Annotated in this window: 25 protein-coding genes; all 25 read left to right on the top strand. The window is 35.7% G+C overall.

Annotated elements, in window-relative coordinates; all coding sequences use genetic code 11:
* The first annotated feature begins 1 nt into the window (after window position 1).
* The 25 genes from AC1VAQ_RS02175 (at window position 2) to ispH (ending at window position 24,719) form a co-directional block, all read left to right on the top strand.
* Window positions 2-733 carry a YlmH family RNA-binding protein gene (locus tag AC1VAQ_RS02175; protein WP_302596215.1) on the top strand — a complete coding sequence of 244 codons (732 nt, stop codon included), beginning with the start codon at window positions 2-4 and terminating at the stop codon, window positions 731-733.
* A 13-nt stretch (window positions 734-746) separates the two neighbouring features.
* Window positions 747-1,382 carry a DivIVA domain-containing protein gene (locus AC1VAQ_RS02170; protein WP_302596217.1) on the top strand — a complete coding sequence of 212 codons (636 nt, stop codon included), beginning with the start codon at window positions 747-749 and terminating at the stop codon, window positions 1,380-1,382.
* Window positions 1,379-2,461 (top strand): 3-dehydroquinate synthase, encoded by a 1,083-nt coding sequence (aroB, locus tag AC1VAQ_RS02165; RefSeq protein WP_302596218.1) that lies wholly within the window; start codon window positions 1,379-1,381, stop codon window positions 2,459-2,461. Before AC1VAQ_RS02170 ends, aroB begins: the two co-directional genes overlap by 4 nt.
* A 40-nt stretch (window positions 2,462-2,501) precedes the next feature.
* A complete protein-coding gene (gene lspA / locus AC1VAQ_RS02160; RefSeq protein WP_302596219.1) occupies window positions 2,502-2,981 on the top strand; it encodes a signal peptidase II in 480 nt (159 codons plus the stop codon).
* Window positions 2,982-3,896, top strand: coding sequence for an RluA family pseudouridine synthase (locus AC1VAQ_RS02155; protein WP_479903435.1), 915 nt, complete (start codon window positions 2,982-2,984; stop codon window positions 3,894-3,896). It abuts the gene before it with no gap.
* 223 nt (window positions 3,897-4,119) lie between these two features.
* On the top strand, window positions 4,120-4,665 hold the full coding sequence (pyrR, locus tag AC1VAQ_RS02150; RefSeq protein WP_302596222.1) for a bifunctional pyr operon transcriptional regulator/uracil phosphoribosyltransferase PyrR: 546 nt from the start codon (window positions 4,120-4,122) through the stop codon (window positions 4,663-4,665).
* 1 nt (window position 4,666) lies between these two features.
* On the top strand, window positions 4,667-5,989 hold the full coding sequence (locus AC1VAQ_RS02145; protein ID WP_302596223.1) for a uracil-xanthine permease family protein: 1,323 nt from the start codon (window positions 4,667-4,669) through the stop codon (window positions 5,987-5,989).
* A gap of 164 nt (window positions 5,990-6,153) precedes the next feature.
* Complete coding sequence (locus tag AC1VAQ_RS02140; protein ID WP_302596224.1) at window positions 6,154-7,716, top strand: acetyl-CoA carboxylase carboxyltransferase subunit alpha; 1,563 nt, start codon at window positions 6,154-6,156, stop codon at window positions 7,714-7,716.
* 219 nt (window positions 7,717-7,935) lie between these two features.
* The gene (xerD, locus tag AC1VAQ_RS02135) at window positions 7,936-8,826 is read left to right on the top strand and encodes a site-specific tyrosine recombinase XerD (RefSeq protein ID WP_302596225.1); all 891 of its coding nucleotides are present in this window, start codon (window positions 7,936-7,938) and stop codon (window positions 8,824-8,826) included.
* 282 nt (window positions 8,827-9,108) lie between these two features.
* Entirely contained in the window at window positions 9,109-10,278 is a 1,170-nt protein-coding gene (locus tag AC1VAQ_RS02130) for a phosphopentomutase (RefSeq protein ID WP_302596226.1), read from the top strand.
* 28 nt (window positions 10,279-10,306) lie between these two features.
* Window positions 10,307-11,611, top strand: coding sequence for a pyrimidine-nucleoside phosphorylase (locus tag AC1VAQ_RS02125; RefSeq protein WP_302596229.1), 1,305 nt, complete (start codon window positions 10,307-10,309; stop codon window positions 11,609-11,611).
* 102 nt (window positions 11,612-11,713) lie between these two features.
* Window positions 11,714-12,913 carry a D-alanyl-D-alanine carboxypeptidase family protein gene (locus AC1VAQ_RS02120; RefSeq protein ID WP_302596231.1) on the top strand — a complete coding sequence of 400 codons (1,200 nt, stop codon included), beginning with the start codon at window positions 11,714-11,716 and terminating at the stop codon, window positions 12,911-12,913.
* A 181-nt stretch (window positions 12,914-13,094) separates the two neighbouring features.
* Entirely contained in the window at window positions 13,095-13,850 is a 756-nt protein-coding gene (locus AC1VAQ_RS02115) for a segregation and condensation protein A (protein WP_302596233.1), read from the top strand.
* Window positions 13,843-14,463, top strand: coding sequence for an SMC-Scp complex subunit ScpB (gene scpB, locus AC1VAQ_RS02110; protein ID WP_302596235.1), 621 nt, complete (start codon window positions 13,843-13,845; stop codon window positions 14,461-14,463). The genes AC1VAQ_RS02115 and scpB overlap by 8 nt, the downstream gene beginning before the upstream one ends.
* An 89-nt stretch (window positions 14,464-14,552) precedes the next feature.
* Window positions 14,553-15,692, top strand: coding sequence for a D-alanyl-D-alanine carboxypeptidase family protein (locus AC1VAQ_RS02105; RefSeq protein WP_302596237.1), 1,140 nt, complete (start codon window positions 14,553-14,555; stop codon window positions 15,690-15,692).
* Window positions 15,693-15,702: 10 nt separating this feature from the next.
* Complete coding sequence (locus AC1VAQ_RS02100) at window positions 15,703-16,422, top strand: pseudouridine synthase (RefSeq protein ID WP_302596239.1); 720 nt, start codon at window positions 15,703-15,705, stop codon at window positions 16,420-16,422.
* A gap of 199 nt (window positions 16,423-16,621) precedes the next feature.
* Complete coding sequence (locus AC1VAQ_RS02095; protein ID WP_302596240.1) at window positions 16,622-18,103, top strand: acyl-CoA carboxylase subunit beta; 1,482 nt, start codon at window positions 16,622-16,624, stop codon at window positions 18,101-18,103.
* A 29-nt stretch (window positions 18,104-18,132) separates the two neighbouring features.
* Entirely contained in the window at window positions 18,133-18,474 is a 342-nt protein-coding gene (locus tag AC1VAQ_RS02090) for an OadG family protein (RefSeq protein WP_302596242.1), read from the top strand.
* 20 nt (window positions 18,475-18,494) lie between these two features.
* Window positions 18,495-18,857 (top strand): biotin/lipoyl-containing protein, encoded by a 363-nt coding sequence (locus tag AC1VAQ_RS02085; RefSeq protein WP_302596243.1) that lies wholly within the window; start codon window positions 18,495-18,497, stop codon window positions 18,855-18,857.
* Window positions 18,858-18,896: 39 nt separating this feature from the next.
* On the top strand, window positions 18,897-20,063 hold the full coding sequence (locus AC1VAQ_RS02080) for a sodium ion-translocating decarboxylase subunit beta (RefSeq protein ID WP_479903440.1): 1,167 nt from the start codon (window positions 18,897-18,899) through the stop codon (window positions 20,061-20,063).
* A gap of 60 nt (window positions 20,064-20,123) precedes the next feature.
* A complete protein-coding gene (locus tag AC1VAQ_RS02075) occupies window positions 20,124-21,539 on the top strand; it encodes an oxaloacetate decarboxylase subunit alpha (protein WP_302596245.1) in 1,416 nt (471 codons plus the stop codon).
* A gap of 356 nt (window positions 21,540-21,895) precedes the next feature.
* The gene (locus tag AC1VAQ_RS02070) at window positions 21,896-22,807 is read left to right on the top strand and encodes a MurR/RpiR family transcriptional regulator (RefSeq protein ID WP_302596247.1); all 912 of its coding nucleotides are present in this window, start codon (window positions 21,896-21,898) and stop codon (window positions 22,805-22,807) included.
* Window positions 22,782-23,186, top strand: a complete 405-nt coding sequence (gene aroH / locus AC1VAQ_RS02065; protein ID WP_302596249.1) for a chorismate mutase — start codon at window positions 22,782-22,784, stop codon at window positions 23,184-23,186. Before AC1VAQ_RS02070 ends, aroH begins: the two co-directional genes overlap by 26 nt.
* Window positions 23,187-23,198: 12 nt before the next feature.
* A complete protein-coding gene (gene cmk, locus AC1VAQ_RS02060; RefSeq protein ID WP_302596251.1) occupies window positions 23,199-23,867 on the top strand; it encodes a (d)CMP kinase in 669 nt (222 codons plus the stop codon).
* A gap of 12 nt (window positions 23,868-23,879) precedes the next feature.
* Window positions 23,880-24,719 carry a 4-hydroxy-3-methylbut-2-enyl diphosphate reductase gene (gene ispH, locus AC1VAQ_RS02055; RefSeq protein ID WP_302596252.1) on the top strand — a complete coding sequence of 280 codons (840 nt, stop codon included), beginning with the start codon at window positions 23,880-23,882 and terminating at the stop codon, window positions 24,717-24,719.
* Window position 24,720: the final 1 nt, after the last annotated feature.

Below are 24,720 nucleotides of genomic sequence, written 5' to 3'. Positions count from 1 at the left end.
TATGAAAAGCTTCTTTGAATACTTGCATAAAGCAGAACATCAAAATAGAGCTTTTTTTACGGATTTTTATAATAAAGATTGGATGGCACAAATGCTCAAGCAATATGGAGGATTTGTGCCAAACCATATGATTTTTTACTTTGGTGGCTACGAAGGTGCCGAGAGACAGATGATGGGCATTACACCTTATGAACTTGCAAGAGAAGAATGGCCCATGAGATGTCTTAAAATCGAAGTGAAGACAGGTATTGGTAAAGCACTTACGCATAGAGATTTTTTAGGGGCACTTTTGGGGTTAGGTATAGTAAGAGAATCAATTGGCGATATTATTTTAGCCCCTTTTGGGGCTTATGTGATTTTAGAGGCACAAATGGCAGATTATGTTAGTTGTACGCTAGTAAGTATAGGCCGTTATCAAAATATTATGCTTTCAGAAATTAGTTTTGATGAAATTGTGCCAGAATCACCGAATATAAAAACATTACAGGTTACAGTTGCATCTTTAAGGTTAGATACCATTATTGCAGCAGGCTTTGGTATTTCTAGAACTACGGCGGCAAAATTGATTGCTGCTGATAAGGCTAAATGCAATGGTGTAAGCGTATCAGCCAGTTATTCAGTAAAAGAAGGCGATAGTGTCACCCTAAGAGGGTATGGGAAAATCAAAATAGGCCCTACACTTGGAATGAGTAAAAAAGAGAAACTACGCGTTGTAATTGATAAGTATATATAGGGGGGACTAGGACATGTTATCACCAGTCGACATTCAAAATAAAGAATTTAAAAAAAGCAAATTAGGCGGATATAATATTGATGAAGTAAATGAGTTCTTAGATTTAATTTTACAATCATATCAAGAACTTATTAATGAAAATTATACACTTAAAGATAAAGTGAATGTACTTAACGAGAGTGTACAATATTACCGTACAATGGAATCTACAATTCAAAATGTACTTGTACTAGCTGATAAAACAGCACAAGAGACAAAAACAAATGCCCATGAAAAAGCAGAACAACTTAAACGTGATGCTGAAGCACGTGCAGAAAAAATGACAGCCCTTGCAGAAGAAAGGGTAAGTCGTATTATTGAACAAGGTAGACAAGAAGCTTTTGAACTAGGTCAAAAAAGTGATGAGTTAAGAAGACAGTATTTAGCATACAAAGGTCAATTTAAACAATTATTACAATCTCAAATGGAACTTTTAGAACAAGGCGATAATCAAATGAAACCTTTTAATGAAGAAATGCTTAAAGCATTTGATCATATCGAAGATGAGCCAGAGATGAGTGCAGATGAGTTTAAGCCATTAGAAGGTGAAGAAAAAGAAAGGGAATATACGAAAGAGTATGTTCCTGTAAAAGAAGAGGAACTTGCATGAGACAAATAGATGCTGTTACAAATAGACCTTATAAAATCTTACTCCATCAAAATTTTGATTTGTTAGAAGAAGAAATAAAAGCAGTTTGTAAACCTAGTCAGATTTGTATTATTACAGATACAAATGTAGAAGCATTATATTTAAACGAAGTACAAAATATATGCATGCGTATAGCAAATACTTTTGTACATGCATATAAAGCAGGAGAAGCCTCTAAAAATCTTACGACAATTACACAGATTTATGACACATTAGTCGCACATAATATGGATCGAAGTGGTCTAATTGTTGCATTAGGTGGCGGCGTTGTAGGAGATATGGCAGGCTTTGTAGCGTCTAGCTATATGAGGGGTATTAAGTTTGTTCAAGTACCAACAACGACTGTATCACAAAATGACAGTAGTATGGGAGGAAAAACAGGTGTTGATTATTTAGCGCATAAAAATATGGTAGGTGCTTTTTATAATCCATTACTTGTTTATAGTAATTTAACTACTTTAAGGTCCTTACCTGAAAGTGAATTTACAGGTGGCCTTGCAGAAGTTATTAAGCATGGTCTTATCAGAAGTGAAAGGCTTTTTGATTTACTTGAACAAAATGTAGATAAGCTTTTAAATAAAGAGGATGAAATACTTGAAGAGATGACCTATGAATCTTGTCTTGTCAAATGCAGCGTAATTGAAGCTGATTTAAAAGAATTGGGACTTAGAAAGATTTTAAATTTAGGCCATACAATAGGACATAGTATTGAGACATTAAGTGACTTTACATTGTCTCATGGCCAATGTGTAGCATATGGCTCATGTATGGCAGCTTATATAAGCTATCAAAGAGGTTATATTACAGAGCAAACAGTAGAACGTATTGTAAATGTTTTTAGAAGCTATAAATTATTATCACCTATACCACATTTTGATATAAATGCAGTATGGGAACAAATGAGTTATGATAAAAAGATGGCTTATGGTAAAATTTCATTTATTTTATTAAAGGCTATTGGTGATGCAACGATTGTAACAGATGTTACAAAAGAAGAAGTTATAAATGCTATATTATTTATAGAAAAAACGTGCCTATAGCACGTTTTTTCTAAGTTTATCAAATAAAGGAGTACGAATAATGTATATTATAATTGGACTTATTGTGCTTGGACTTATCGGGCTTGATCAAATAACAAAGGTTTGGGCAACGGCAGCACTCAGTGGCGGCAGAGATATTCCTATTTGGAACGGTGTGTTTCATTTACAATATGTAAAAAATACAGGTGCTGCTTTTGGCATGTTAGGCGGTAAGCAAGTCTTTCTTATTGTGATTACAACACTAATCATTATTGGGATGTTAGTTTACTATCGTAAATTGCCAAAGACTTTTTGGGGAAACTGGAGCAAAGTTTCTTTTGTACTGATTATAAGCGGTGCAATTGGGAATCTTATAGATAGAGTCTTCTTAAATTATGTAAGAGACTTTTTGTATTTTAAGTTAATTAATTTCCCTGTATTTAATGTAGCAGATATTTTAGTTGTAGTAGGTGTATGTCTTTTAGTTATAGCTATGATATTTGGTGAGTTAGAAGAAGAGAGAAAGAAAGAGAAGGCATAAATGGAAGAACAAATGACAATTGTAGTGCAAGATGAAATAGGCACACGTTTAGATAAATACTTAGCAGCAAGTTTAACAGAATATACAAGATCCTTTATTCAAAAACAAATTGAAAATGGTGCTGTATTAGTAAATGGTAAAGTGGTTAATAATAAGTATCAGGTAAAGCAAGGAGATGAAATTGAAATCACTATTGCAGCACCTGTAGAAGTAGATATTGTAGCCGAAAACATCCCTATAGATATTGTTTATGAAGATAAAGATTTACTTATTGTGAATAAGCCACAAAATATGGTAGTTCATCCTGCACCAGGTAATTATACAGGTACACTTGTAAATGCGCTTTTATATCATTGTAAAGAAGGGCTTTCAGGCATTAATGGTGAGATTAGGCCAGGTATTGTACATCGTATTGATAAAGATACATCAGGTCTTTTAATGATTGCTAAAAATGATCGCGCTTATTTAGGATTATCGGAACTTTTAAAAGACCATCATATTACCAGAAAGTATCAAGCTATTGTATATGGTAAATTAAAGCAGGAACATGGCTTTATTGAACAGCCTATTGCAAGATCGCCTCAAGATCGTAAAAAGATGGCTATTGTACAAGGTGGACGTTATGCAAAGACAGAGTATCGCGTGCTTGAAACTTTTAAAAACTTTTCCCTTGTGGAACTTACACTTTATACAGGGCGTACCCATCAAATTCGTGTGCATATGAAACATATTGGGCATCCTTTATTAGGAGATCCTGTATATGGTCCAGCTAAAACCATGTTTGGTTTAACAGGTCAAATGTTACATGCTAAGGTACTAGGTTTTAAACATCCTATTACAGGAGAGGAAATGTACTTTGAAAGTGAACTACCACCTTATTTTCAGACTGTAATTGACAAACTTCGCAAACTATGAGATAATAAATGAAACTATGTTCCTTTAAAGTAGTCCGAGAGGCTAGTAAGGATATACAACGGCTTAAAATAAATAGTTATAGCATTTATTTTTAGTCCATCTGACTTAGGATGGCTTTAAATGTATGTAAGCATTTATAACTGATTATATAACAATGTATATCTAAGGCTTCTGCACTGCAGAAGCCTTTTTTTGTTAGGAAATAAAATAGGAAGGTGAAAAGATGAGTGAAATAAAAGTGTTATTAGATGAAGCAGCTATTAATCGTGCGTTAACACGTATAGCCCATGAGATTATCGAAGCTAATAAAGGTGCAATGGATATGGTACTTGTGGGAATTGAGACAAGAGGTGTGCCTCTTGCACATAGATTAGCTGAAAAAATCAAAATGATTGAGAACGTAGAAGTACCTGTAGAGAAAATTAATATTACATTTTATCGTGATGATTTAGAAAAGAAATTTGAGCAACCTGTCATGGGAGACCCAAAGCTGAATACAATTATTAATGGAAAAAGTGTGGTTCTAGTAGATGATGTAATTTATACAGGGCGTACAGTAAGAGCGGCTATGGATGCTTTAATGGATATTGGTAGACCAAGTCATATTAAGCTCGCAGCACTTATTGACCGTGGGCATAGAGAAGTGCCTATTCGTCCAGACTTTGTGGGGAAAAATATCCCAACGTCAAAAAGAGAAATTGTGCGTGTGCATATTGAAGAAACAGATGGAGAGAATATCGTATTACTAGAAATGAAAGAAGGAAATTAGTATGACAGAGATTACAACTGGTAAGAAGCTTATTTTAGGCCTTCAACATGTATTAGCCATGTTTGGAGCAACTGTACTTGTGCCACTTTTAACAGGCATGGACCCAGGGATTGCATTACTTTGTGCAGGGATAGGAACGCTTTTATTTCATAGTGTAACGAAAGGTATCGTGCCAGTATTTTTAGGTTCAAGCTTTGCTTTTATTACAGCTATTAGTATGTCGCTAAGTGCACATGGCATTGGTGCAGTAAAGGGCGGAATAATTGCTACTGGTATGGTCTATATGTGTATTGCACTCGTTATTAAATTCGTAGGCGTAGAGGTCATTGAATCCTTTTTCCCGCCTATTATCGTAGGACCGATTATTATGGTGATTGGTCTTCGCTTAAGTCCAACAGCTTTACAGATGATTGGTTATGCGCCAATTATGTCAGAAGACCCTAATGCAGCACAAATGGTAAGTCTTTTAAGTGCAAATGGCTATAATGTGGCAGCAGATACTTTCCAAACAGCAACAGGGATGTATCAAATAAACTTAAAGTGGCTTTTGATTGCAGCAGTAGTAGTGATTACAATGATTGTTGTTTCTATTTTTGCAAAAGGGTTCTTTAAAATGGTACCTATTTTAGTAGCTGTATTTGTGGGTTATGTTGTGGCATTTTTACTAGGAGAGGTAGATACAACAGCTATTCGTGAAGCTTCATGGATTGGTTTTTCACCACTAGGTCAAAAAACATTACTTACAATGCCGACATTCTCGTGGGAAGCTATTATAGGGATTGCACCAATTGCTTTAGTAGTATTTATTGAGCATATAGGAGATATTACAACAAATGGTGCAGTAGTAGGTAAGAATTTCTTTGAAAACCCAGGTATACATCGTACACTTCTAGGCGATGGTGTAGCAACAGCAGTAGCTGGTTTAATAGGGGGTCCTGCTAATACTACATATGGTGAAAATACAGGCGTATTAGCAGTAACTAAGGTATATAATCCTCAGATTATTCGTATCGCAGCTTGTTTTGCAATTTTACTCAGTTTATGTGGTAAGTTTACAGCTGCTATTCAAACAATCCCGGATCCTATTAAAGGTGGCGTGAGTATTATTCTTTTCGGAATGATTTCTAGTGTAGGAGTAAGAACGTTAGTAGATGCTAAGTTAGACTTCTCACATAGTCGTAATTTAATGATTGCAGCTATTATTCTTGTAGTAGGGATTGGTGTGGACAGTATTGCTATTGTTGGTAGTATTACAATATCAGGTTTAGCTATTGCAGCGTTAATTGGCATTGTACTTAATAAGGTATTACCACAAGAAATATAGAATAAAAAACAGTACATCTAAAATGATTAGATGTACTGTTTTTTATTGGAAAAAATATTAAGATATTCAAAATAAACTGGTTTTATGTATTGGAAATATTCATGAAATATATTATAATTATAAAGTAATTTGAAAAGTAAAATAATTATTAGGGGGGATTTTCTATGGAGACTTTACCAAAATTATCACCACGCCAACGTCTAAAAATGGTATTGGATGATGGAAGGTATGTAGAATTATATAAAGATATTACAACTAAAAATCCATTAGACTTTCAGGGGTATGAAGAAAAGATAAAGAATTATGAAGAGAAAACGCATGAGAAAGAAGCGGTAGTAGTAGCAAAAGGGAATATTGAAGGTGAAGAAGCTATTGTAATGGTAATGGATGCTCGTTTTATGATGGGGAGTATGGGAAGTGTTGTAGGTGAAAAGATTACATCTGGTATTGAATATGCAACGCAACATAAATTACCAGTTATTATTTTTACCGCTTCAGGTGGTGCTAGAATGCAAGAAGGTATTTTTTCACTAATGCAGATGGCAAAAACAAGTGCAGCATTAGCTAGACATAATGAAGCTAAGCTTTTATATATAAGTGTGCTTACGGACCCTACAACAGGAGGGGTAACAGCTAGTTTCGCCACATTAGGTGATATTATTTTAGCAGAGCCGGGCGCATTAATTGGTTTTGCAGGAAGGCGTGTTATTGAGCAAACTATAGGAGAAAAGCTTCCAGATACATTTCAACATGCAGAATTTTTATTAGAACATGGCATGATTGATAAAATTGTAGGAAGAGAAGAATTGAAGGCAACTCTAGCACAAATATTAAAATTACACCATACGCAAAAGGTTTCATTAGGAGAAAGTGTTAGAGGGAAGCTACAAAGTATTATGGGTGAAAAACAAAGTAAGCTTATTCCAGCAATTCGTAGTAAGGAATCAGCTTGGGAACGTGTTAAAATTGCAAGAAAAATTGAAAGGCCACGTAGCCGTTATTATATTGATAGTTTTGTAACAGATTTTATTGAATTACATGGGGACAGATTATATAGAGATGATCCGGCCTTGATTGGAGGTATTGGCAAAATTGGTGGAATGGAAGTCACAATTATTGCACATAATAAAGGTAGCAATTTGCAAGAAAATGTTGATTGTAACTTTGGAATGACTCACCCAGAGGGATATCGCAAAGCATTACGTTTAATGAAACAAGCAGAGAAGTTTAATAGGCCAATTGTATGTTTTATTGATACACCAGGAGCCTATTGTGGCGTAGGGGCTGAAGAGCGTGGACAAGGGACAGCCATAGCTGTAAATCTAATGGAAATGGCAAGTCTGAAGGTACCTATTATTGCGGGTGTTATTGGTGAAGGTGGAAGTGGTGGTGCACTAGCAATTGGTGTAGCTGACCGAGTTTTTATGCAACAAAATACAACTTATTCTATTTTATCACCTGAAGGCTTTGCAAGTATTCTTTGGAAAGATAGTTCTCGTGCAGAAGAAGCGGCAGAAACGATGAAACTTACAGCTACAGACCTCCGTCGCTATGGTGTAATTGATGCCATAATTGATGAACCTGGTGGAGGCGCTCATAAAGAAAAAGAATTAGCTGCAGAAAACTTGGAGGAATATCTCATTGAAGAAATTAAGTTATTAAAGACGAAAAGTAAGGAAACTTTAGTGAAGGAACGTTATGCACGTTTTAGGCAGTTTGGTAGATAAATAATCATAAGAGTGAATAAAAATACATATTTAACTTATTTGACTAAAAATCCATAGGTAAACTTACCAAAATCATCTTTAAATACGGGATAAGATTTTGATAAAAATACAAAAAAGTATATAAAAATGAAATAATATAGACATGAAAAGTCATTTTAGTTATAATATAATCAATATAAATTTTAGCAATATTATGTCGGTTTAAAAAGGGGAATTGTTATGGAGGAGTATATTACATCATTTTTATATTACTTAGAACATGTGAAGCGTGCTTCTAGCAATACAATTCAATCTTATGAGAGGGACTTAAGATATTTTGAGAAATATATGGAAGAAGAAAAAAGTACCCAAGTTTCTATGCTCACAGATAAGAAGATTGATGCTTATTTAAATCAATTGAAGGAAAAAGGCAAGTCAACTGCAACAATATCCCGAACGCTTGCTTCTATTCGTGCTTTTTGTCAGTATCTTGTTAAAGAGGAGTTACTTGTTCAAAATCCAGCACGTATGATTGCACTACCTAAGATTGAAAAGAAACCACCTAAGGTTTTAAGTCAAACTCAGATTTGTACTTTATTAGAACAACCTAATGTTCATGATACAAAGGGTATTCGTGACCGTGCTATGTTAGAGCTATTATATGCTACAGGCATTAGGGTATCGGAACTCATATCACTACGTGTCACAGATATTAATCTTCAACAAGGTTATATTATATGTCGTGATGAGCAGCATGAGAGAACAATCCCTATTGGGAAGTCAGCTGTATCAGCACTTCACAATTATTTGGCAAATGTACGCCATATACTTGTCAGAAATATTGCAGATCAAACGTTGTTTGTAAACTGTAATGGTTATCCTATGACAAGACAAGGTTTCTGGAAGATACTTAAAACTTATGCAAAGAACGCAAATATTCAAGGTGAAATTACACCACATATGCTTAGACATTCTTTTGCAGCACATCTTGTTCAAAATGGTGCAAATCTTAAGTCTGTACAGCAGATGTTAGGACATTCAGATATTTCTACAACGCAGATGTATATGCATCTTAATGAAGAAACTGAAGAGCTTATTAATGTATATAATAAAGCACATCCTAGAGCATAACTCAAAAATAAGTGACACAGGCGGTCACTTATTTTTTTGTTTTTATAGGCTTTTTATGAGGCGGTTTCAGAGAGAAAAAATACTTCATAGAGAGTGAATGAATAGAAGATGATAGCTGTGACATACTTATAGGGATAATAGAAAATAATTAGTTAACATAAACTACAAATCATTATGAAATATTTGCTAGATTATGGTACAATAAGTATAAGCGTAAAGCTACTTATTGAAACATCAGGATCTATAAGCATATAAATTTTATGAATTAGGAAGGTGTAAAAGATGAAAAGAGCAATATGGATAGTCTTAGACAGCGTAGGAATTGGAGCAATGCCTGATTCAAATGCATTTGGAGATGGAGCGGTAAATACTTTATCTCACACATATACACATTGTAAGTCATTAGATCTTACTAATATGGTAAGCTTCGGGCTTGGTAATATTGATGGTATTGAAGTACTTCCAAAAAGTGAGAAACCACAAGGTGCTTTTGCAAGACTTGGAGAACTTTCACAAGGAAAAGATACAACAACAGGGCACTGGGAAATGGTAGGTGTTTATACAAAAGAAGCCTTTCCTACTTATCCAAATGGTTTTCCAGAAGAAATTATGAAACCTTTTGAAGAACAAATCGGCAGAAAAACACTTGGAAATTGTCCAGCATCAGGAACAGCTATTTTAGATGAGCTTGGTGAGGAACATATGAAAACAGGATATCCTATCATTTATACATCTGCAGATAGTGTATTCCAAATTGCGGCACATGAAGAAATTATTTCTGTAGAAGAATTATATAAAATGTGTGAAATTGCAAGGGCATTATTAACAGGTAGACATGAAGTGGCACGTGTTATTGCAAGACCATTCTTAGGAACACCTGGTAATTTTGCGCGTACAGCAAATCGTCGTGATTATGCAATTGCCCCACCAGCACCAAACTTACTCACATACTGCAAGGAAAAAGGCGTACCAGTTTATGCAGTCGGTAAAATTGAAGACATTTTCAATGGTCAGGGAATTACAGAAGCTATTCATACAAAAGACAATATGAATGGTGTAGATGTTACATTAGACTTTATGAAAAAGCACTCAGAAGGACTTATTTTCACTAATTTAGTAGACTTTGATATGAAATGGGGACACCGCAGAGATCCACAAAGCTACGGTGAAGGGTTAGAAGCTTTTGACAAACGTTTAAAAGATATTGTAGATGCTATGACAGAAGATGATGTATTAATCATTACAGCAGATCATGGATGTGATCCAACAGCTCCAGGTAGTGACCATACAAGAGAATATGTACCACTTCTTGTGATTGGCGATAAAGTAAAAGCAGGTGTGAATTTAGGCACACGTGATAGCTTTGCAGATATTGGCCAAACACTTTGTGAAATGTTTGAGCTTCCAAAACTTCCAATTGGGACAAGTTTTTTACAAGCAGTTACGAAATAAGTAGTAAGATGGATAGGAGAATTGGGCTATGAGAATGTATGATATTATCGAACACAAAAAAAGAGGAAAGACTTTAACAAAACAAGAGATTGATTTTGTAGTGAATGGTTATACAGCAGGAGAAATTCCAGACTATCAGGTGTCTGCTCTTTTGATGGCGATTTATTTTCAAGGTATGAGCCTTGAAGAAACAGCACAGTTTACAATGGCAATGGCTAATAGTGGGGATACTATTGACTTATCAGGTATTGAAGGTATAAAGGTAGATAAACACAGTACAGGAGGTGTGGGAGACAAAACAACAATCGTACTTGCACCTCTTGTAGCAGCAGCTGGTGTAAAGGTTGCAAAGATGTCAGGTCGTGGGCTTGGTCATACAGGTGGAACAGTAGATAAACTTGAATCTTTTGATGGCTTTAAAGTAGAACTTTCAGAAGAACAATTTATGGATAATGTCAATAAACATGGTATTGCTGTAGTAGGTCAAAGTGGAGATTTAGCACCAGCGGATAAGAAGCTTTATGCTTTAAGAGATGTTACAGCTACAGTAGACCATATTGCTCTTATTGCAAGTTCTATTATGTCTAAGAAGATAGCATCAGGAGCAGAAGCTATCGTATTAGATGTTAAGTGTGGTAGTGGTGCCTTTATGAAAAATCTTGAAGATGCTAAAGCATTAGGTAAAGCAATGGTTGATATCGGTAAACATGTTGGTAGAAATACAGTTGCTGTAGTTTCTGATATGAGTCAACCACTTGGATTTGCAGTAGGAAATGCTTTGGAGATTATTGAAGCAATTGAGACACTTAAAGGAAATGGACCTGAAGATTTAACACAGCTTACAATTACTTTAGGTAGTCGTATGCTTGTACTTGCTAAAGTATGCGATACAATAGCAGAAGCTGAAGATAGGATTAAAGAAATGTTTGCAAATGGTAAAGCAGTAGAAAAGCTAAAAGAATGGATTGGATTACAAGGTGGAAATATTGCAGCAATCGATGATTATAGTTTATTACCAGGTTCAGCACATACAAGACCCATTTATTTAAAACAAACGGGTTATGTAAAGACTATTGATGCAGAAGAAGTAGGTAAGACAGCTTTACTTCTTGGAGCAGGTCGTGAAACAAAAGAAAGTAGCATTGATTTAGGTGTAGGGCTTATTATTCATAAGAAGATCGGCGATACAGTTACACCAAATGAACCAGTGGCAACACTTTATTACAATGATGACCGTCGCTTAGAAGAAGCTACACGTACACTTGTGGAAGCTTATACAGTGAGCACAGAGGTAGTTTCTAAAAATACACTTATATATGACTTAATTGACTAATGAAATAATATATGACTAAACGACCTTTTCATAATAATCGTTCGAAGTATAATTTGCCTCAAATAACAAATACTAGAAGCAAAAGATACAAGGAGGAGACTTATGAGAAGGTCGTTACTTATTTGGGTATTAACTGTGCTTCTTGTCTTTTCTCAGGTTTTTGCAGCACCTGCAAGTAGTGAGCAAAAAACAAGTAGCACAATGGCTGAAACAGCAAGAAGTTATATATTGATGGAAGAGTCTAGCGGAAAGGTATTACTTGAAAAGGAAGCAGATACCCCTTATCCACCAGCTAGTATTACAAAAATTATGACCTTATTGCTTATTAATGAGGCTATTGCACAAGGTAAAATTAACTGGGATGATACAGTTACAATTAGTGAGCATGCAGCTCATATGGGTGGCTCACAGGTATTTATGGAACCAGGAGAAGAACAGACGGTTCGTGATCTTGTTAAATGTATTTGTATAGCTTCTGCTAATGATGCAGCTGTTGCTATGAGTGAATATGTAGCAGGAAGTGAAGAACAATTTGTTCAGATGATGAATGATAAGGCTAAAGAGCTCGGTATGAATAATACTGTCTTTAAAAATGCCTGTGGTTTACATGTAGAAGGACATGTATCTACAGCAAGAGACATTGCTATCATGTCAAGAGAACTTGTAAAGAATTATCCTGAGATAACAAAGGTTGTAACTACTTGGATGGACTCTATTGTGCATCGTACAAGACGGGGTGAATCTGAGTTTGTACTTTCTAATACCAATAAAATGCTTAAATGGTACAGTGGTATTACAGGTCTTAAGACAGGTTACACACCAGAAGCTAAGCACTGTGTAAGTGCTACAGCCACGAGGGATAATATGGGGCTTATTGCTGTTATCATGGGCGCCCAAGATGGTAAAATTCGTTTTAGAGAAGCGGCGCAGCTACTAGATTATGGTTTTGCTAACTATAAAGTGAAAATGGGACCAGAAATGGGAACAATTATTGGTAGTGTCCCAATTAAAAAAGGTACAGCAGAAACATTGGATGTAGCTACAGATGAGACTAAAGGATTCGTAGTACCTAAAGGTGGTAGTAATGCAGAACTTACCTACGAAATTGCTTATACAAGAAATCCTGTGATTGCACCCGTTAAAAAAGGTGATGTAGTGGGTAGTGTTACTTATTATTTAGGAGGAGAAACAGTAGGTGAAGGTAATATTGTAGCAGCCAGTGATATGGATAAAGCAACACTTAAACAAATGTTACCATATATGGCAAAACGATTCTTTAGAGTGTCTAAAGAAAAGAATTAAATATAGTATCATAAATTAAATGAGTCTGTCAAAAGTTAATTTTGTGATAGGCTCATTTACATACAGACTTCGTGGAGATGACTTATAAAAAGACAATCTCTAACAATATATCCATAAATACTTGCATAAATTCTAGTAAGCGGATACACTTATATATATATCATTTGACAGGAGGGAGAAAATGTCTGTAACTTTTAAATTACAAGACTTTGAGGGCCCGCTGGATTTATTGCTACACTTAATTGAAAAAAATAAGATGAGTATTTATGATATTGAAATATCATCTATTACGGATCAATATATGGCATATTTAGAAGATGCTAAAGAAGTTGAAATGGAACAAATGAGTGAGTTTATAGTGATGGCGGCAACGCTTTTATATATTAAGTCGAGGATGTTACTACCTAAGCATCCTAAAGCAGAGGAAGAAGAGGAAGATCCACGAGAAGAATTAGTAAGAAAACTTATTGAATATAAAAAGGTAAAGTATGTATCTGAAAAACTTAGTGAATGTCAAGTGGATACAGATCGTTACTGTTTTAGAAACCGCATGGCACATCTGGATTTACCAGATTATGAGCCAGATTACAGTGGTATTTTAGATAGGCTTACCCTTAATCAGCTTTATGATACCTTTAATGAACTTATGAGGCAAAAAGAGTGGGAAAATAAGACGAAGTCTGAACGTAAAATTGACCATAATATTTTAAAGAAAGATACGTATACCATTGAGCAGAAGAGTATATATATCACTAATTTAATTGCTTTAAATGGCAGAACCACTTTCTTTACAATTTGTTCGAAAAATATGCCTAAGATTGAGCTTATTGTAACATTTATGGCGCTTTTAGAACTTATTCATAAAAAGCAAGTAATGATTACACAGGAGGACCCAAAGGGGGACATTATTATTGTAGGAGGACCAGAGGGTGATTAAAACAGATCTTGAAAGTAGCATTGAGGCGCTACTCTTTTATTCAGGAGACATTATTCCTTTAAGAAGGCTTTGTGAACTTTGTGATGTGGAAGAGATTAATATTAATCTAGCAGTTCATAGGCTCAATGAGAGTTACAAAGAAAGTAACGGCGGACTTGAAATTATAGAAGTAGATGATGGCTACCAAATGTGTACTGCACCAAAGCACTTAAATATTATTCAGCAGTTTAGGCAAAAGCCTGTAAGGCATTTATTGACACAAGCCTTAATTGAAACATTAGCAATTGTTGCGTATTCGCAGCCGATTACAAGAACGCAAATTGAAGATATTAGAGGGGTAAGGTGTGAACATGCCATAAGCCGTCTATTAGAATATGGACTTATTGAGGAAGTTGGTAGGCTTAATGTTATTGGAAGGCCTATATTATTTGGCACAACAAATGACTTCTTAAGACACTTTGGTTTTAGAAACTTAGATGAGATGCCTAAAGTTAAAGAAGAACTTTTAGAGAAGTTTAAAGAAGAGGTTAAACAAGAAATTAATTATTATGAAGATCTTCCGGGAGAACAAACAACATTATTAGACCATGAAATGCCGGATGACAATGAATAGTTAATGAAATTCACAAAAAATGTATAAAACCACTTCATATGAGGGAAGATTTCTGTTATAGAATGAATCTTGAATTGAGGAGTGGCAGTATGAAAAGAAAAGGAATTGCCTTAGTCATGGCACTTTTTATGTGTATAAGTCAAATTGTACTTGGAAGTGAACTTCCTGATGTAAAAGCTAAGGGTGCATTACTTATGGAAGTAGAAAGTGGCCGTGTATTATTTGAAAAGAATGGTTATGAGCCCTTGCCTATGGCGAGTACAACGAAGATTATGACGTGTATTGTAGCCTTGGAAAATGGCAATTTAGATGATATTGTAACAGCTTCAAAGAGAGCCTGTTGTGCTCCACCTGTTAAGCTAAAGTTACAAATTGGAGAGAAGCAGCGTTTGGGTGATTTATTATATTCTCTTATGTTGGAATCTCATAATGATACTGCAGTAGCTATTGCGGAACATGTGGGTGGCTCTGTAGAACATTTTTGTGAGATGATGACAGATAAGGCAAGAGAAATAGGTGCCCAGAATGCTACCTTTAAAACACCAAATGGTTTAGATGCAGAAGGTCATCATGCATCTGCTTATGATATGGCAATTATAGCGAGCTATGCTGTACAAAATCCAGAATTCGTCAAGATTGTGACGACAGAGCTTATTAGTATTCCAACTAAGGAAGTACCAGGCAGTAGACGCCATGATTTACAATGTAAGAATCGTTTTTTATACAGTTATACAGGGGCGAATGGTATGAAAACTGGATTTACTAATAAAGCTGGACATTGTTTTGTAGGAAGTGCTAACCGCGATGATATGCAGCTTGTAGGTGTTGCATTAGCTTCAGGATGGGGAAAGGCTGGCAAAACAAGGAAATACACAGATGTTATAAATATGATGAATTATGGCTTTAAGAATTATGAAAAAGTACAGGTGCTTTCACCAAGCCGTAGCTATATAAATGTACCTGTGACGAAGGCTATTGTAAAAAGTATAGATTTAGCTTGTGATGAAGAAATTGTATTGCCTTTAACAGCAGTAGAAAAGGAAAACTTAGTTTTGAAAAAGATTGTACCACCTAGCGTACAAGCGCCTATTGCAGAAGGTGACACTGTTGGAGAAGTACAGGTATTATGTGGTGGCACTGTTTTAGCTAGTGCACCGCTTACAGCCAAAGAAAACATTAAGAAGGCAAATGTATTTGATTACATTAAAAATTGGATAAAAAATAAATAAAGGGGATCGTATGAGATTACAAAAATATTTAGCGACTTGTGGCGTCGCATCAAGACGTAAATGTGAAGCCTATATATTAGATGGCTTAGTAAGTGTCAATGGTGAAATTGTTACAACACTTGGTACATGTGTAGAAGAAGGAGATGAAGTACGTTTTAACGGTGAAGTTATTACTTTAGAAAAACATTATGTATATTATATGCTTAATAAGCCAACAGGCTGTGTAACCACTGTACAGGATGAACAAGGTCGCATGACTGTATTAGATATTATGGAAGATGTTGAAGAGCGAATCTTCCCAGTAGGTCGATTAGACTTAAATACATCAGGGCTTTTGATTCTTACCAATGATGGAGAATTAACCTATGGATTAACGCATCCCAAACATGATGTAAATAAAACTTATGAGGTTAAAGTGCGTGGTAAGGTAAGTGAAGAAAGTGTGAAACGTCTAGAAGTAGGCGTAGTGATTGATGGGCGTAGAACATATCCTGCTAAGGTGAAAATAATGGCACAAACAGAGAAAACAACACGCTTAGCTATTACAATCCATGAAGGTCGTAATCGTCAGGTGCGTAAAATGTGTGAAGCTATCGGGCATCAGGTGGTTTCTCTTAATCGTAGATCTGTGGGTGATTTAAACTTAGGAAATCTAAAATTAGGTGAATACCGTAAATTAACTGCTAAAGAAGTTAATTATTTAAAGAAAATTGCAGGAGCAAATCGTTAAGATTTGCTCTATTTTTTTGTGCAAAATGCCATATAGACCAATGGTGTTTGAATAGTATTTGAATTACTAACAAATAAATAATTTTGTTTAAAAAAGTAGAAAATTCGTTATTTAACTTGCATATTATACTTGTGTTTAGTAAAATATAGAAGACGATTTTTACACTTTGTTTTAAAAATTTTTAGATGGAGGATACCAGATGAGCACTTTAGAAAAATTATCTGAATTAGAATCTCGTAGGACCACTATTGTTATGAAACGCAACGAAGAAGCTAAGAAGGCAGCTCTTGCACAAGGCAAACTTACAGCAAGAGATCGTATTGATGCACTTTTGGATGAAAATAGCTTTGTTGAGATTGGGGCTTTTGTAGCAAGTAGAAGTACAGCATTTAATATGACAGAAGTAGATACACCAGCAGATGGTGTAGTCACTGGATATGGTACTGTAAATGGTAATCCGGTATATGTATATAGCCAAGACAGTAGTGTACTTGGTGGTGCTATAGGGGAAATGCATGCAAAAAAAATTGTAAGAATTTATGAGGATGCATTAAAAATAGGTGCACCAGTTGTAGGATTCTTAGATACAGTGGGCGTACGATTACAAGAAAATATAGATGCACTTTTAGGTTATGGGGAAATCTTTAGCAAAATGACAGAAGCATCAAGTGTTATTCCTCAAATTGCAGTAGTAGTAGGAGATTGTGCAGGGGGAGCTTCTTTTATTGCAGGTCTTTCGGATTTTGTATTTATGAGTAGCAAATCAGCACGTGTCTTCTTAAATAGTCCAAATACTTTAGATAGTAAAGAAGCATCATTTGAAAATATTGCAACAGCTAAAGTTCACTTTGAAGAAACTGGTCTTGCAAACTTTATAGCAGATAAAGAAGAAACACTTATTGAAGAGGTAAGAAAACTTTTAAGTTATTTACCACAAAGTAATAGTGATGAGGTACCATTTTATGCAGTAACAGATGATATTAACCGTGTAGAGGCATCGCTAAATAACTTTGATTTTGAAACACAAAGTGTAAAGGACATTGTGATAGCGGTAGCTGATAACGGTGAATATCTTGAAATAGGGGCTGCTTATGGCAAGAGTGCATTTACAGCATTTATGCGTTTAGATGGTGGAACAGTTGGGGTAATTGCCAATGCAGAAGCTAAATTAGATGATGCTAGTATTAAAAAGGTAACAAGTTTTGTAGGTATTTGTGATGATTTTAATGTACCAGTTGTAACGTTTACAAATATTGAAGGGTTTGAGTCAACAGTAGCTACAGAAAAAGGCGGTATTGTAAAAGCAGCTAGCTTACTTGTAAAAGCATTTGCTAGTGCTAGTATACCTAAAGTAAATGTTTTAATAGGTGAAGGTTATGGTAGTAGCTTTGTAGCTATGAATAGTAAATCAATTGGTGCTGATATGGTTTATGCTTGGCCAACAGCTAAGATTGGCAGCTTAAAATCAGAGAGTGCTATGAAGATTATGTATGGTAAGGAACTTGAAAGCGGTGCAATGAGTGTAGAAGCGTATACAGCAGCAGTTGCTGAATATGAAGCAATGCATGGTAGTGCTTTTGCAGCAGCACAAAAAGGTATGGTAGATGATATTATTGAACCAGCCGCAACACGTAAACGTATCATTGCTGCTTTAGAAGTATTAGCAACTAAAGTTCGTTAATAACCCAATAACTAAAGGTGGTGAATAAAATGGGCGAGAATATAAGTAATTTTGTTGCAGGTTTAAATACTTTCTTTATTGGGGTTGTTGTTGTTTTTGCAGTATTATTCCTTTTAATCCTTATGATTGTTATTTTAGGAAAAGTAATGCAAGCACTTACCAAGAAACCAGAAGCGCCTAAGGCAGCGGTAAAAGAAGAAATAAAAGCTGCACAAGAAGAAGTGGCTGCTACAGTGGTTAAAGAAGAGAAAAAGCAAGATGATTTAGAACTTGTGGCGGTAATTACAGCTGTTATTGCAGCAAGTATGGGAACAACAAGTGATAAATTACAAGTAAGATCTTTAAGAAAAGTTGAAAGAAAATCACTTTAAAACTAAGGAGGCCGTTAACAATGAAAAAATTTCAAGTAACTGTAAATGGAAATACATATGAAGTAGAAGTAGAAGAATTAGGTGGCACATTTACACCTTCAGTAGCACCAGCAGCACCAGTGGCAACACCTAAAGCAGCAGCGCCAGCCCCAGCTCCAGTAGCAGTAGGAAGCACAAAAGTAGTTGCACCAATGCCAGGTAAAATTGTAGATATTAAAGTAAGTGCAGGACAAGCTGTCAAAGAAGGCGAAGTAGTTGCTATTCTTGAAGCTATGAAAATGGAAAATGAAGTGGTTGCACCAAGTGCAGGAACAGTTGCCTCTATCAATGTAACAGCAGGTAGTGCAGTTGAAACAAATGACGTGATTGTAACACTTAACTAGTTCCAAACCATAATAAAAAAAGGAGGAACGTACATCATGATGAGTGAATTTTTATCAGCCATCAAGGATTTCGCAGGGCAATCAGGTCTTGCAACAATCATTGGGGGAGAGTATGGCTACTTAGTAATGATTGCAGTAGCATGCGTCTTATTATATTTAGCAATTGCAAAAGGGTTTGAACCTTTATTACTTGTACCAATTGCCTTTGGTATGCTTCTTGTTAACTTACCAGATATCGGTATAAAGGATGCACCTATTGGTATTTACCATGAAGATGGTTTCCAACCAGGTGGACTTTTCTATTACTTATCAATGGGCAAAGACTTTGGGATTTTCCCACCTCTTATTTTCGTAGGGGTAGGAGCGATGACAGACTTTGGACCACTTATTGCTAATCCAAAAAGCTTAATTTTAGGTGCAGCAGCACAACTTGGTATTTTCTTTGCATTCTTAGGCGCACTTCTTCTCGGATTTGCACCAAATGAAGCAGCTTCTATTGGAATCATTGGTGGTGCAGATGGGCCAACAGCTATTTACTTAACAACAAAATTAGCCCCAGACCTTTTAGGACCAATTGCCGTGGCGGCATACTCCTATATGGCATTAGTACCAGTTATTCAACCACCTATTATGAGGCTCTTAACAACGAAAGAGCAACGTATGGTTAAGATGAGTCAATTACGACAAGTATCACGTACAGAAAAAATCATCTTCCCAATTGCTGTTACAATTATTGTAACGCTGCTTTTACCATCAGCAGGAACACTTGTAGGTATGCTTATGTTCGGTAACTTATTAAAAGAAGCTGGCTCTACAAGTAGACTTGCAGATGTAGCAAGTAATGGTTTAATGTCAGCTATTACAATTATGCTTGGTCTTGTAGTAGGTGCTACAACAAAAGCAGATACTTTCTTAACAGCGCAAACACTTGGTATCATTGTACTTGGGCTTACAGCATTCTGTATTGGTACAGCTGGTGGTGTCCTCTTCGGAAAGATTATGTACTTTGCAAGTGGTAAGAAGATTAATCCACTTATTGGTTCAGCTGGTGTATCAGCCGTACCAATGGCAGCTCGTGTAGCTCAAAAAGTAGGACAACAAGAATGTCCAACAAACTTCTTACTTATGCATGCCATGGGACCCAACGTAGCCGGTGTTATTGGTTCAGCTATTGCAGCTGGTATCTTATTATCAATTTACGGTTAAGTATGAGGTTAATAACTAAAATTACGATGAAAGCAGATAAAATATAGGGAGGTTTAGAAAATGGCTAGTATTAAACCAAGACCAGTTAAAATTATGGACACAACATTACGTGATGCCCATCAATCATTAATTGCAACACGTATGACAACAGAACAAATTTTACCTATTGTTTCTAAGATGGATAAGGTTGGGTTCTCAGCACTTGAAGTATGGGGCGGTGCAACATTTGATGCTTGCCTTCGTTTCTTAAAGGAAGATCCATGGGAAAGACTTCGTAAAATCAAAGACCTTGCACCTAATACCCCTCTTCAAATGCTTTTTAGAGGCCAAAATATTTTAGGTTACCGTCACTATGCAGATGATGTAGTAGAATACTTTGTACAAAAAAGTATTGCAAATGGTATTGATAATATTCGTATCTTCGATGCATTAAATGATATTCGTAACTTACAAACAGCTGTTAAGGCAGCTAATAAAGAAAAGGGTCATGCACAAGTAGCTATTTCTTATACAATTAGTGATGTACATACTTTAGAGTACTATGTAAATCTTGCAAAGCGCATTCAGGATATGGGTGCAAACTCTATTTGTATCAAGGATATGGCAGGACTTTTAGTACCATACGCAGCAGAAGAGCTTGTATCAGCTTTAAAAGAAGCTGTACCTGAAATGCCAATTCAACTTCATACACACTATACAAGTGGGGTGGCTTCAATGACTTACCTTAAAGCAATTGAAGCAGGTTGTGATATCATCGATACGGCTATGTCACCACTTGCTATGGGTACATCTCAACCAGCTACAGAAGTACTTGTAAAAACACTTCAAGGGACACCTTATGATACAGGTATCGACCCAGAAGCATTAAATGAAATTACAGAATACTTTAAACCAATTCGTCAAGAAGCACTTGAAAGCGGTCTTATGAGTACAAAAGTACTTGAAGTCAACATTAATACACTTCGTTATCAAGTACCAGGAGGTATGCTTTCAAACTTAGTATCACAACTTAAACAACAAAAAGCTGAAGATAAATTTGATGATGTACTTAAAGAAATTCCAAGAGTACGTGCAGACTTTGGTTATTTACCACTTGTTACACCTACGTCTCAAATCGTAGGAACACAAGCTGTACTTAATGTACTTGCAGGTGAACGTTATAAAATGATTACAAAAGAATCTAAAGGTATTGTTCGTGGTGAATATGGTATGACACCAGTACCTATTAAAGAAGAAATCGTTAAGAAAATCATTGGTGACGACGAACGTATTACATGTCGTCCAGCGGATCTCCTTAAACCAGAACTAGATAAGCTAGAAAAAGAAATGGCAATGTACAAACAACAAGATGAAGATGTTTTATCTTATGCATTGTTCCCACAAGTAGCTACTGAGTTCTTCAAATACCGTGAAGCACAACAAACAAAAGTAGATCCAAATGTGGCAGATACAAACAACAAAGCATATCCAGTATAAAAAACATTAATAAATGATATTAAAAAGAATAAGGAGGATGGCAATACAGAGGAATTTTGCCAAGCCTCCTTATTTTTATGTGATAAAATATTTTGTACAAAAGCGCCGCCCATACAGACGCCTAAAACATTGTCGGGTGTGGATAAGTTGGTATTACTCATTTTAGCTCGACTTGGAGCATAGCGACGGAGGTAGAAAAAGAGTGATACCAACTTATCCATGCCCTTTTATACTAATGGCGGATACACCTGGCACTTTTCGTGCAACTCTAACATTTTTATAGTTTGTTTTACAGAATGGGTGTGATATAATAGAAGATATAGGTTCACTTTAGAACTAAAGAAAGGGTAATAGTAATGAGTAAAAATGATTTAATCCATAGGATTAGAAAAAATATGCCAAAATTGAGTAAAGGGCAAAAGTTAATTGCAAATTACATCTTAGAACACTATGAGAAGGCAGTCTTTTTAACAGCTGCTAAACTTGGTAATATCGTAGGCGTTAGTGAATCTACAGTTGTACGTTTTGCTAATGAGTTAGGCTACGATGGTTATCCTAAATTCCAAGATGCCCTAGAAGAACTTGTGAAAAGTAAATTGACAGCTATGCAGCGACTTGAAGTGACAACAGAACGTATTGATACAAAGCATGTCTTAAAAAGTGTCCTTCAAATGGATGAAGAAAAAATCCGTTATACACGTGAACAAATAGATGAAGAAGCTTTTAATAAAGCGGTAGATAAGATTATTGAAGCTAAAACAATTTACGTTTTAGGCGTAAGAAGTTGTGCAGGTCTTGCTAGCTTTTTAGGATTTTATTTAAATATTATTTTTGATAATATAAAAGTGGTAAATACAAATAGTGTAAGTGAAATGTTTGAAGCTATTCACCGTATTGGAGAAGAAGATGTGATCATTGGCATTAGCTTCCCACGTTATTCAAAACGTGTCATGAAAGCTTTAGAATTTGCACAAGGCAAAAATGCAACAGTTATTGCCATTACAGATAGCTACATTTCACCGATTGCAAGTTACTCAGATTATGCACTTATTGGCCGTAGTGAAATGGTTTCTTTCGTAGATTCACTGGTAGCACCTTTAAGCATTATTAATGCTATTATTGTGGCAATTAGCTTAAAGAAAAAAGATGAGATTGCAGTTAATCTTGAAAACTTAGAAAATATATGGGTAGAATATGAGGTTTATGATGATTCTCAACGTGATTTATGGGGATCACCATTAGATGAACAAAAAGAAAAATTTGATTAATGGGGTGCAGAAAGTGAGCATGGTAAGTATACGTGGTGCGATTACAGTAGAAAATAACGATAGAGTAGAAATGCTAGAAGCAACTAAAGAGCTTTTAACAGCAGTTATAAAAGAAAATCACATTAAATTAGATGAGATTATTGCCATTCACTTTACAGCAACAAAGGATTTAGATGCAGTTTATCCGGCTGTTGCAGCAAGAGAAATAGGCATTGTAGAAGCATCTTTAATGTGTTTTCAAGAAATGTATGTACAAAATTCACTTTCGATGTGTATACGGATCGAAATGCAGGTGGAAAAAGATGGACTTACACGTAAAAATGCAATTCACCAATATTTAAGAGGGGCAAAAGTATTGAGACCCGATTTAGCAAAATAAGGAGTTAACAAAATGAAGAAATTTTCAATTGCCATTGATGGACCAGCAGGAGCAGGAAAGAGCAGCATTGCAAAGGCGTTGGCTAAAAATTTAGGATGCATTTATATTGATACAGGTGCGATGTATCGCAGTGTAGGGCTTGGTGCCATTAAACAAGGTCTTGACTATCAAGATGAAGAGGCAGTAAGCTTACTTATGCCAAATTTAGATATTAAACTTAAAATGTCTGAGGCAGGTCAGCAAATCTATTTAAATGGTCATGATGTAAGTGCAGAAATTCGTAATGACGAAGTAGCAGCAGCAGCATCTAAGGTAGCAACTTATGGTAAAGTGCGTGAAGCTTTAGTTGCAAGTCAGCGTATGTTGCAAGAAGAAACTTCAGTCGTGATGGATGGTCGTGATATTGGAACAGTGGTAATGCCAAATGCGACACTTAAAATTTATTTAACAGCTTCAGTGAACGAACGTGCCTTGAGACGTTTCAAAGAATATGAAACAAAGGGTATAGTAGCAGACCTTGCTATGTTAACAGAAGAAATTGCGGCGCGTGATAAACAAGATATGCAGCGCAAAATCTCACCACTTAGAAAAGCAGATGATGCTATTGAAATTGATACAACTTATATGACGATTGATGAAATCGTAGAACGTATCATGGCATTATTACAAGAACGTTTATAGGAGGACTAAAACGTGGAAATCATTATTGCCAAAACAGCCGGATTTTGCTTTGGTGTAAAACGTGCTGTAGATATGGCCTTTGAACAAGCAGGAACAGAGGCAACCTACACATTTGGACCAATTATTCATAATGAAGTTGTTACAAAGCAGCTTGAAGAAAAGGGTATTTATGAAACAAATGATATTCATGCACAAAAAGCAAATAAGCTTATTATTCGTTCGCATGGTGTAAGTCCTGATGTATATGAAGAAGGTAAAGCAGCTGGAGCAGAAGTTGTGGATGCGACTTGTCCATATGTCAAAAAAATTCATCGCCTTGTAGAAAAATTCTCTAAAGAAGGCTATGGCATTATTATTGCTGGAAATAAAGAGCACCCAGAGATTCAAGGAATCAGTGGCTGGGTACAAGGCGAATGCATTGTGATTAAAACACCAGAAGAAGTAGAAAGGGTCATATTTAATAAAGATAAAAAATACTTATTAGTTGCTCAAACAACCTATAAAAAAGAAGTACTAGATGCAATTAGCCAGGCACTTAAGAATAACGGCGTAGACTTTGAAATCAATAATACAATCTGTAGTGCAACGAAAGAGCGTCAGGAAGAAGCAAAAACTATTGCAAAAGAAGTAGACGTGATGTTCGTACTTGGTAGCAAAAAAAGTTCAAATACAGCTAAATTACAAGAAATCTGCGCGGCTAACTGCAAAGCAAGCTACTGCATTGCCGGTGCTGAAGAATTAGTGCCTGAGATGATTGGTGGCTGTACGAAGATAGGAATTACTGCAGGTGCTTCAACACCGCATCTAGTAATCGAAGCAGTTGTAAACAAACTGCATCAGCTACAAGACTAAA

The organism is Cellulosilyticum sp. (assembly GCF_982396655.1).
The sequence above is the reverse complement of the archived record's forward strand: the minus strand, read 5'-3'. Positions and strand labels throughout refer to the sequence as shown.

Coding starts and splice junctions, on each gene's coding strand:
- AC1VAQ_RS02090 (WP_302596242.1), top strand. CDS start 18,133: ATGGGCGAGAATATAAGTAATTTTGTTGCAGGTTTAAATACTTTCTTT.
- AC1VAQ_RS02155 (WP_479903435.1), top strand. CDS start 2,982: ATGGAAGAACAAATGACAATTGTAGTGCAAGATGAAATAGGCACACGT.
- AC1VAQ_RS02095 (WP_302596240.1), top strand. CDS start 16,622: ATGAGCACTTTAGAAAAATTATCTGAATTAGAATCTCGTAGGACCACT.
- aroB (WP_302596218.1), top strand. CDS start 1,379: ATGAGACAAATAGATGCTGTTACAAATAGACCTTATAAAATCTTACTC.
- AC1VAQ_RS02100 (WP_302596239.1), top strand. CDS start 15,703: ATGAGATTACAAAAATATTTAGCGACTTGTGGCGTCGCATCAAGACGT.
- AC1VAQ_RS02105 (WP_302596237.1), top strand. CDS start 14,553: ATGAAAAGAAAAGGAATTGCCTTAGTCATGGCACTTTTTATGTGTATA.
- AC1VAQ_RS02175 (WP_302596215.1), top strand. CDS start 2: ATGAAAAGCTTCTTTGAATACTTGCATAAAGCAGAACATCAAAATAGA.
- AC1VAQ_RS02115 (WP_302596233.1), top strand. CDS start 13,095: ATGTCTGTAACTTTTAAATTACAAGACTTTGAGGGCCCGCTGGATTTA.
- AC1VAQ_RS02080 (WP_479903440.1), top strand. CDS start 18,897: ATGAGTGAATTTTTATCAGCCATCAAGGATTTCGCAGGGCAATCAGGT.
- AC1VAQ_RS02125 (WP_302596229.1), top strand. CDS start 10,307: ATGAGAATGTATGATATTATCGAACACAAAAAAAGAGGAAAGACTTTA.
- cmk (WP_302596251.1), top strand. CDS start 23,199: ATGAAGAAATTTTCAATTGCCATTGATGGACCAGCAGGAGCAGGAAAG.
- AC1VAQ_RS02145 (WP_302596223.1), top strand. CDS start 4,667: ATGACAGAGATTACAACTGGTAAGAAGCTTATTTTAGGCCTTCAACAT.
- AC1VAQ_RS02075 (WP_302596245.1), top strand. CDS start 20,124: ATGGCTAGTATTAAACCAAGACCAGTTAAAATTATGGACACAACATTA.
- AC1VAQ_RS02085 (WP_302596243.1), top strand. CDS start 18,495: ATGAAAAAATTTCAAGTAACTGTAAATGGAAATACATATGAAGTAGAA.
- xerD (WP_302596225.1), top strand. CDS start 7,936: ATGGAGGAGTATATTACATCATTTTTATATTACTTAGAACATGTGAAG.
- AC1VAQ_RS02070 (WP_302596247.1), top strand. CDS start 21,896: ATGAGTAAAAATGATTTAATCCATAGGATTAGAAAAAATATGCCAAAA.
- lspA (WP_302596219.1), top strand. CDS start 2,502: ATGTATATTATAATTGGACTTATTGTGCTTGGACTTATCGGGCTTGAT.
- AC1VAQ_RS02170 (WP_302596217.1), top strand. CDS start 747: ATGTTATCACCAGTCGACATTCAAAATAAAGAATTTAAAAAAAGCAAA.
- aroH (WP_302596249.1), top strand. CDS start 22,782: ATGAACAAAAAGAAAAATTTGATTAATGGGGTGCAGAAAGTGAGCATG.
- AC1VAQ_RS02130 (WP_302596226.1), top strand. CDS start 9,109: ATGAAAAGAGCAATATGGATAGTCTTAGACAGCGTAGGAATTGGAGCA.
- AC1VAQ_RS02120 (WP_302596231.1), top strand. CDS start 11,714: ATGAGAAGGTCGTTACTTATTTGGGTATTAACTGTGCTTCTTGTCTTT.
- pyrR (WP_302596222.1), top strand. CDS start 4,120: ATGAGTGAAATAAAAGTGTTATTAGATGAAGCAGCTATTAATCGTGCG.
- AC1VAQ_RS02140 (WP_302596224.1), top strand. CDS start 6,154: ATGGAGACTTTACCAAAATTATCACCACGCCAACGTCTAAAAATGGTA.